This window comes from Algoriphagus boritolerans DSM 17298 = JCM 18970 (assembly GCF_900108085.1).
GTDB lineage: Bacteria > Bacteroidota > Bacteroidia > Cytophagales > Cyclobacteriaceae > Algoriphagus > Algoriphagus boritolerans.
On the sequence record NZ_FNVR01000027.1, the window covers coordinates 1 to 8,035 of the forward strand.

9 protein-coding genes and 2 pseudogenes are annotated in these 8,035 nt (G+C 42.6%); 4 read left to right on the forward strand and 7 right to left on the reverse strand.

The annotated features are described in order from the left end of the window. Window positions 1-82: 82 nt before the first annotated feature. Both C4S61_RS17375 and C4S61_RS17380 read right to left on the reverse strand, forming a co-directional pair. On the reverse strand, window positions 83-430 hold the full coding sequence (locus tag C4S61_RS17375) for a carboxypeptidase-like regulatory domain-containing protein (RefSeq protein ID WP_103926075.1): 348 nt from the start codon (window positions 428-430) through the stop codon (window positions 83-85). Window positions 431-723: 293 nt separating this feature from the next. After that, window positions 724-1,667, reverse strand: a pseudogene (locus C4S61_RS17380) (alpha/beta hydrolase). Window positions 1,668-2,019: 352 nt separating this feature from the next. Between C4S61_RS17380 and C4S61_RS22110 the strand changes: the two are divergent. Next, complete coding sequence (locus C4S61_RS22110) at window positions 2,020-2,190, forward strand: hypothetical protein (RefSeq protein ID WP_200820610.1); 171 nt, start codon at window positions 2,020-2,022, stop codon at window positions 2,188-2,190. 190 nt (window positions 2,191-2,380) lie between these two features. On the opposite strand, the gene C4S61_RS17385 is transcribed toward C4S61_RS22110, so the two are convergent. Beyond that, window positions 2,381-3,355 carry a phytanoyl-CoA dioxygenase family protein gene (locus C4S61_RS17385; RefSeq protein ID WP_103926076.1) on the reverse strand — a complete coding sequence of 325 codons (975 nt, stop codon included), beginning with the start codon at window positions 3,353-3,355 and terminating at the stop codon, window positions 2,381-2,383. Between the two features lie 122 nt (window positions 3,356-3,477). Between C4S61_RS17385 and C4S61_RS22685 the strand changes: the two genes are divergently transcribed. Beyond that, on the forward strand, window positions 3,478-3,615 hold the full coding sequence (locus C4S61_RS22685; RefSeq protein ID WP_146064434.1) for a helix-turn-helix domain-containing protein: 138 nt from the start codon (window positions 3,478-3,480) through the stop codon (window positions 3,613-3,615). Window positions 3,616-3,698: 83 nt separating this feature from the next. Here C4S61_RS22685 and C4S61_RS17390 read toward each other — a convergent pair whose 3' ends face one another. Together C4S61_RS17390 and C4S61_RS22690 are read right to left on the reverse strand one after the other, a co-directional pair. Next, window positions 3,699-5,183, reverse strand: a complete 1,485-nt coding sequence (locus C4S61_RS17390; protein ID WP_103926077.1) for a hypothetical protein — start codon at window positions 5,181-5,183, stop codon at window positions 3,699-3,701. 246 nt (window positions 5,184-5,429) lie between these two features. Further along, window positions 5,430-6,064 (reverse strand): annotated as a pseudogene (locus C4S61_RS22690) (putative polyvalent protein kinase domain-containing protein). Window positions 6,065-6,407: 343 nt separating this feature from the next. On the opposite strand from C4S61_RS22690, the gene C4S61_RS17400 reads away from it, so the two are divergent. After that, a complete protein-coding gene (locus tag C4S61_RS17400) occupies window positions 6,408-6,593 on the forward strand; it encodes a hypothetical protein (protein WP_103926078.1) in 186 nt (61 codons plus the stop codon). A gap of 189 nt (window positions 6,594-6,782) precedes the next feature. On the opposite strand, the gene C4S61_RS17405 is transcribed toward C4S61_RS17400, so the two are convergent. Together C4S61_RS17405 and C4S61_RS17410 are read right to left on the reverse strand one after the other, a co-directional pair. Beyond that, the gene (locus C4S61_RS17405; protein WP_103926079.1) at window positions 6,783-7,184 is read right to left on the reverse strand and encodes a type II toxin-antitoxin system VapC family toxin; all 402 of its coding nucleotides are present in this window, start codon (window positions 7,182-7,184) and stop codon (window positions 6,783-6,785) included. Next, window positions 7,181-7,429 carry a hypothetical protein gene (locus tag C4S61_RS17410; protein WP_103926080.1) on the reverse strand — a complete coding sequence of 83 codons (249 nt, stop codon included), beginning with the start codon at window positions 7,427-7,429 and terminating at the stop codon, window positions 7,181-7,183. The genes C4S61_RS17405 and C4S61_RS17410 overlap by 4 nt, the downstream gene beginning before the upstream one ends. Window positions 7,430-7,648: 219 nt before the next feature. Between C4S61_RS17410 and C4S61_RS17415 the strand changes: the two genes are divergently transcribed. Further along, on the forward strand, window positions 7,649-7,918 hold the full coding sequence (locus C4S61_RS17415; RefSeq protein WP_103926081.1) for a hypothetical protein: 270 nt from the start codon (window positions 7,649-7,651) through the stop codon (window positions 7,916-7,918). Window positions 7,919-8,035: the final 117 nt, after the last annotated feature.

An 8,035-nucleotide genomic window follows, 5' to 3' on the forward strand; every position in this document is an offset into this window, starting at 1 on the left:
AGAAAACCCTACAGGGGGATCTGTTTCCAAATTACCCTTAAAACAATCCTTAATAAGGTGCAAATAGGATATTAGTGTACAATCAAAAATTATTTAGGACAGCATTGACATTGCCTTGGTTTAATACAAGGCCTGTGATGGACTTGGTCCCAAAACCCAAGTACGAAGCAGTGACGGTGTAATCATTTCCCAAAGGGATCTGAGATACAATATAGTTTCCGGTACCCCCGGTTACAGTAGAAGCGGTAAATCCTGTTTGCTCATTTTTAATCAGAATTTGGGCTCCTATCAGCATTTCTCCGCTGGTATCGGTGAGTCTTCCGGATACGGTGGCATTTACTGCCTGGGAAAAGGCATTTTGCTTCAAGGTGATACTGAGCAGTAGCACCAGATAGAGGCAAATTTTGTAAGTAAAATTCTTTAATCTCATAGATTTGAACAGATTGGTTGATTGTTCAAAACTAGAGTGGGGCTACCTTCGGGAAATGTTAAAAATTAACATGGGATGCATTGTTCATAAAAGCTTAAAAGAGGAAACAATTTGGTAAATCAAAAAATCGATTTAGTTTGAAAAATTGAGTTCAATCCATTCTTTCGCTCGATTTCTGGATTTTACGATAGGCTGGGCCAGGGGAGGGAAAAACAAAACCCAGCCTAAAATAGGACCGGGCATGCAAACCAGAGCACTTCAAAGCGGGAGATGGATCCACTTTTCTCAGCGGCTTAATTTGCCGCAACCAGAAACTTATTGATTTCCAACCAATGCATAAACGCATCAAACCAACGATTGCTCGTGCGGTTGGGATTGCCAAGACCGAATCCATGTCCGCCATTCTGATATAAATGAAACTCTACCGGCTTGCCGGCCTTGTACCAGGATTCGATTATTCCGGTTTGACCACGAAACAGGAAATCATCCGTTGCGATCACATTAAACATGGGTGGGGATTTTCCGGTACTTCTACAGGACCCATTCCTCCGTAAATCGGCCCGATGAATGCAAGCTTCATGGTTTTGGAGTGAAGTGTAGCATGCAGGGTCAGTCCCGCACCTGCTGAGAAACCGATCATTCCGATTCTGTTGGTATCCACTCCCCATTCCGTCGCCCGATTGACAATCAGTGCATAAGCCGCCTCGGCATCTTCCAGCTGATTGGAAAGATTGCGCTGTGGAGGTCGGGGAGCAGCTGTCCCGGTGGATTCACCAGAAGTTGGAGCAGGAGCAGTCCGTGGCCGGTTCATCCAGGCAGTAAATTCATCCAGGGATGGAGCAGTAGGGTTGAGCCGGTATTTGAGGACAAAGGCGGCGATTCCCTGCTTGGCAAGTGCTTCCGCTACTTCCCAACCTTCATTTCCCATAGAAAGCCAGCTAAATCCACCTCCCGGAGCCACAATTACTGCTGTGCCGTTTGCTTTTCCCGGTTCGGGTAGAAAGGGCGTCAAAGTAGCTGTGGAAATGTTTCTCGCCATAGGATCGCCCCATTGTCGAAACCAGGTTTCGGGGGCAGGTTGATTTTCGACGCCTCCTGTTCCGAGCAGAATGGCATTGGGTTCAGCGGGTGCTTCGAGTGGATAGATGGTTCCGTCCTGAGCAAAAAGTGCCGAAGTAAAGACCAGAAAAAAGGCTAAACTAGCGAGAATTGAAAGGTTTTTTTGAGCAAAAGGCATGTGGAATAGGTTTAAATGATGGGTTGAAATGTAATCTCTACAATATCATTTTTTTGCAAGTCTAAATCAAGCCGTGTCTAATCCATGAGCAATTGGGATAGAATGGCAGTTCCTTTTTCGTTACTTTTTTTAAAAATCCGAATTCGCTATTCACTTCCTATTTAATTAAAAATGGGTTGGTTTGGTTGATTTTTTGTCAAACAGGAAATTCGTCCGTTCACCATAGGCTGTATTAATCTAAGCCTGAAAAGGGTTTTTTTGATAAAAAGACAAAACGGTAGTGTATTTGGTTGAATTTAGGCTAGGTTTGATCCTATGCGAAAAATCTTTTTCGCTGTCAAAAAAGAAAATCATGAAACCATCAGCACCCCAAAAAATTACCTGGATCATTGGAATACTCTGCGGCATACTCGGAATCTTGGGGCACTTTGCCCAAATCCAGTTTATTTCAGAATACAGTTTTACCCTGTTGATGGTCGGCTTTATTGCCTTGGCACTTGGCACCAGTCTGAAGGGTGTTTGAAAGTGAAAGCCGCATAGGGCAGGTTCCTTTTAAAGAGACCTCTGCTTTTTTTGCATGCGCCCATCATGTAAATCGACAGGAAGCTACTCGGCGTTGAATGGTTTTGGATTAGTTGCTTTCGCTAATTCTAACTAGCCGAACAAGCCACCCAGTCACTTCTGACCCCATCATTCTCAACCAACATCCAAACTCACCACCTATCAAGACCCAATAGCTTTCTGCCAAGTGGGGAGAGTTTGGCTGTCGAATATTTCGTCTGCTCCCAGTTTCTGGGATCACCCGGGAAGGCATACCCCTGTGGTGCAATTCGATTTTTCCAGGAATTAATTCTCCACTGCCGTAGTGCCTCGTTGTCTTCTTCCGCAGGCATCATGGAAATGTATTGCGCAATTCGCACTTTGTCTTTTGAAAGATTGGCGCGGATACCGTGTGGCTGCGAACTGTTGAAGATCAACAGGTCACCGGCGTTCAGTTTTACTTTTGTCAGTGTAAAACCCGTGGTGTCCGGTTTGAACCGATCACGGTCCACGGGTTGGGTGAGCTTCCAGGTATCATAGGTTTGGAATAGTTCGGGGATGCACTGAAATCCACCCATGTTTTCGTCATTTTGATCCGCAAGGGCCAAGACACCCTGTACGTTTTGGGGTTTGGTCTCAGGATCATAATCCCAATGAATAAACGCCTTGTACTCGAATCCGGGGCGCAACGGGAAATTCAGGTTGGCTCGGTCGATGGTACACCAAAGTTTTTCCGTTCCCCAGATATCGGCAAATGCAGCATGGATTTTAGGTGATTGGCGGTTGTTCCATAGCATTTGGTGGTTGTACACCTCTACCATGCCTGTATTGGTGAGTTCTTTCATCTGCATCTCAGCCCGTGGAGCTGTGTACCAGGTTTCGGGATTGGTTGGGTCCTTTTCTTCAAACTCCCAAAGGAAATTTGCAGTGGCTTCGGTTTGCTCCAGAGAAACGGCATTGCGCACAATCACATAGCCATTGGTAATCCAAAATTCCCAATCGGCCTCACTCAAGACTTTGAGACCTTTTCCATCATCAAGGTTGGTGCGAAGTTTTACTTTGCTACTGGTAGCAGTGGAAGGATTTCCCGGAATGTCTTCGTGATTTTTGTTTGGCACCCTAGTGGGCCCCATGGTTTCCTGTTTCATGGCTCTTGTGGGTTATTTAATACCAAGTTGGGATGCTGGACAAACCTTGTTTTTGTTACAAATGACCTTTTTTTGTGCTGTATTGACATTTTAAGAAAAATTATAGAAAAAAAGTATCTTTTTTGCTCAAGGGTAAAAATATCTCGGAGACCACTTACGCGGTAGGCTTTTCGAGCATCTCAAATTTCAGTCGGCTGTTCAATAAGATCGTCGGCGACAACCCGAGTGATTTTAAGAAACTGTATTTAAACACTGCTTAAGGACCGCGGCTACTGTGCAGTTTGAAAATACACCCATATTACGGTAAAAAGCTCCTCCAAATAAGAAGTTAAGCATGATGTTTTCAGCAGGGGCTGTAATCATAATGTGAATTTGTTTTGACTAAAAAATTATAAAACCATTGACCAGCCAGGATTAGGCCTTCGTCCCCTAAAAACAAGGATTGATATTTTATTTCCCAGCCTCCGGGTAGGCTTGGAGGTCTGAAATTAAGGCTTTCAACAGTTGTTTCTTTCAGAATATTTCCCTCGGTGGAAATTTGGATCAAATGGAATGTGTGATAAAAATCTTGATCTTTTAGGAATGGTTTGGTGCTGGGGTAAAATTGACTGCTGGCCACGAGCCAAATTGTACCATTAGGCAACTGAACAATGTCATGAAGGGATCTAAAATACAAGGGATCCTGAAACTGAAGTTTTCTGTCCTCGAGTTGATTTCCCATTAAATCGAATTTTTTAAGAGAAATAGGATTAGTAGCATATTCACCAATAATGGACCATATTTCCCATCCATTTTCCACTTTTATGGCTCGGGTTATATCCAAGGTGCCGGACCCGAAGGATTTTTCCCACAGTGTTTTAAGTTCCGAATCCGTAACGACAAACCCACCTTCTAATGGTCCGGAGGTAATTAAGAATTTTGAATTTTCTAAGGAATAAAAATCAAGTCCATGAGCAGGAATTGGTATTGCAGAACTTAGGTTCATTTCAGCGTCCAATTTTACCATCATTCCCAGAAAAGAATTGCCATAAGCAATAAAGAAATCTCCATGATCATTGAAACTTCCCTTTAAGTTTTCGAGAAGATTAAAGTCCATTTCATATCCGAGACCCAAGGATTTGGTAGCGATATGATTTCCCTGAAAGTCAAATTTAACTACGACAAATCCAACATCATTCAGGTAGCCTAGTCCAAAAATGGCTTCCTTGCCGACATAAATTCGCCGCAAAGTACCTTTTCCTAATTTGGTGCTCCAGAGAAGTTGTCCGTTTTGATCCGAACAAAAAATCTCAAAGTCAGCCATAGTCAATATCCCCGGAGGTTCAGCCGGATTGTTGGTGGCGAAAATCAATGAACCATCCGGAAGTTGCTTACTGTCTACAGCTTCATTGATCCCATTGAATTGGGACAAAACCTTGCTGTCTGGTATATGGGGCAAGATTCGGAGAATTTTTCCTTTTTTGAAGCTGGTGTCCTTCTTACTTTCTGCCCAAAGTTCAATTGTGGTTGGCCGGTCCACTTGTGATGGAGCCTTATATTTCCCCGAGGCTAAGTCCAAGCTGCCTATCTCCGGGGAGAGATAAAAATTCAATTCCTTTGGATCAATTGGCTTATTGTCAGCCCCGGTAATTGAGATATTGATTTCTTCTTCGGGACAAAGTAAAAGATCAGATACTTCTAAAGTAAAAAATGCCGGATTTGGGACTCCTGTGATTGGAGGATCCGGGGTGGGATTAGGAATTACCGGAATAGGTTCTTCCTCACATCCTAAGAAGAGAAAAGACAGCGGAAGCCAAATCCAATAATACTTCTTGTACCCTAATTTCATAGCTTAAAAATGACAATGACTTGGTGCTAATTTAAGGTGTCTTTATTAGAGTCAGTTTCAATAATTACTTTTTCCGGAAAAGATTTTGGTAAAAAATACCTTTAGTTAAAGGGTTGAATTGGTAAGCAAACCCATTTATCAGAACTTCTCGCCTTTTGGAGGGATTACGCACAGGCAAGTACAAGTACCAGACAACACTCAGACGGGGGAAGATCATGGGCTGCCTATATGAGATCTTTTGCGAATTTATTTCCAAAATCCCTCAGTCAAATAAAAAACAGTATCGATGAAATATAAAACACCATTTCTGGTCAACACATTTTCATCGTGTAAATCTTCTAAAATAATGTCGAGGTCTGGATTGAAATAGTCATTATTCCGTGTATTTGAGAAGCCATTCGAACTCAGAAATGCTTTAATTCGATTCAAGTCGGTGGGCTCAGTGATTGATACAAAATCCTGCTGAACAACGGCAAACAATGAATCATTATCTCTAGCAAAGCCTAGAAGCTCGTAGGCAGTATCTGAAAAGAAAAAGTTATGAAGCAGAAGGTATAAAAGTACTCTTTCCAAGAGCCATAATAAATGGCATCATTCAGTTTAATCACGCGATCATTTCCCTTCAAAAAAACTCGTTGCTCAGCACCTTCGCTTACATAGTTTGAAAATTCTATATCGACTATCCAAAGGTTGTTCTCCAAAATAAAATTCTCTAGTTTCTGTGTTTCTTCATCACGGATTTGCTTTGAGATTTGAGATTTTGGGCTTGTTGGCGCGCCATCGCCAAGGTAACTGGTGGCTGCTTGGATAGCTGCTCCATACCTAACTTCGCCCTTTCCTGAAATGATAGCTCTGATTTCATTTTTTAGCTGATTTTGCATTTAAGCAAGGATACACTTTGGGAAGAACTTTGGAAAAACTGGCAGGTTTCAAAAGAAATCTAAAGTGGGGGTAAAAAACCTATGGTTTGGAATGGGGGGCGTAGTTTCAACGCCTGAGCTAGTCTTCATACTACACTCAAACGGGGATAAATCCAAATGCAAATTGGTAAGAATAGTGGGGTGGAGTTTTGAACTTTACTCAGCACCTTTTCGGACTTCAGAATTGGGGAGTAGAAACTTAGCCTAGGTTTCCACAATACCTTGACTGTGGAAAGCGAACCTCCTCAAATTATCCTTGCTGGCATGATTGTGGATATGGTCGAACGGTAATATTTCTTTCCTTATGAACTTAAAAAGAATTTTCGGGGCCATACTTACAATTTTGGGTATAGTAGGCCTTATTTATGCTGCTGTCACATTTGCCAATGATTCAGCGGACATTAAACAAATGATTGTATTTGGATCATTGGGTCTGTTATTTTTTATAGCTGGGATTGGCCTGGTCAAAACCACCAAGGATGAGGGCTGAAATCGAGGCAGCCTGAGGCAGATAAGCATGACCCGATGCGACACACAGAGGAGTTTCCACTGTTCCATCGGTTCGGCATAGCAGGCCCTCTGAAGTTCAGTCGGACGCTGGGTGGGATTTGCAATTCCCCCTCATATCCTTATCAATTTGTAATTGGTTAAAAAACCCTCAGCTCGGCGCATCATGGTGTTACCATACGACTTTTAGACCAATTTCCTGATATTGTTTAATGTTTTCATCGTCGGTAAGCAAAATCAGTCCGTGTTGAAGAGCCTGCCAGATAAGCATTCGGTCAAATGGATCTTTGTGAATAGGAGCATCCAGTTTGTGAAAAGTCAGCGCATCATTCATCTCCAAACCTAACTCCCGGAAATCATAGAACCGATCAAATCCTGATTTCAACTTTTCGGGATTGTGGCCTTTTAAGTCCAATTTTCCAGACTGGAATTTCAGGCTGATTTCCCAAAAACTTACCGCACTGAGGTAAATTTCACTTTCTTGACTGAGTAGAATTTCCCTTGCCAGCTTGCTGAGTTTGGTGTCTTCGTAGGCCTGCCACAAGATGACATGGGTATCCAGCAAATACTTCATAGCCCGAACTCTTCCAATTCCTGATCCGACCAGTTAAGGTCTTCTTTGTTGATTTTCACACCTTGGGTGTTGAAAAATCCGAGCTTCCGCTTGACGGGTTTTGCAGGTTCGAGATTTTTGCCAAAATAGCCGACCAATTCTCCTGTCTTTCCTTTGATCACTTTGATGGTCACGCCGTTTTTGATCAGTTCCACTACTTCGGAAAACTTCGCCTTAAACTCCCCAATATGCATCGTCCGTGTCATAGCTGTCTGATTTTAAGCTAAGTTAGGTGTAACTTGACAAGTTGTCAAGGAAAAGTTGAATTCAAGAAGAATTGCAAATTCTGTATTATTGAAAGGCCTAGGCCGACGTCAAACTGCATTCAAGTAGAATTAAACTATGCGGAAGTAGGGAGGAATTTGAGGGATTTGTATAGTTTTAAATCGAAAACTAAGTCACTCAAATTTCCTTTGAACCAAATCATGCCCTCTGCATTTAGAAATTTGGCTTTCCTTGCTTTATTAATTTTTCTCTTTTCCTGTTCAAGCCCTAAAGGATATATTCCCTATGAAGGCTTAAATGGAAAGCCTCATCATGTTCAATTAATTGATTTTGAAGCCATCACAGATGGTTCGTTGACTGAGCCACAGGTGAGTTCTTGGGAGATCTATGAGTTTGATGAAAAGGGACGAAATGTAGGATACCAGGTAATGCTGTTGCCACGGGCAGCACCCGCGGTCATGAATGGTTAGGCTCCTTTGGAGCTAAGTCATGAATGCGCAAGAGGTTTGATGGTACTTTGACTTAGAGAAAATCCGAAGGATTGTGACCTTTCATGACCTCCGGTGACTGAAAGGAGCCGGAGGTAA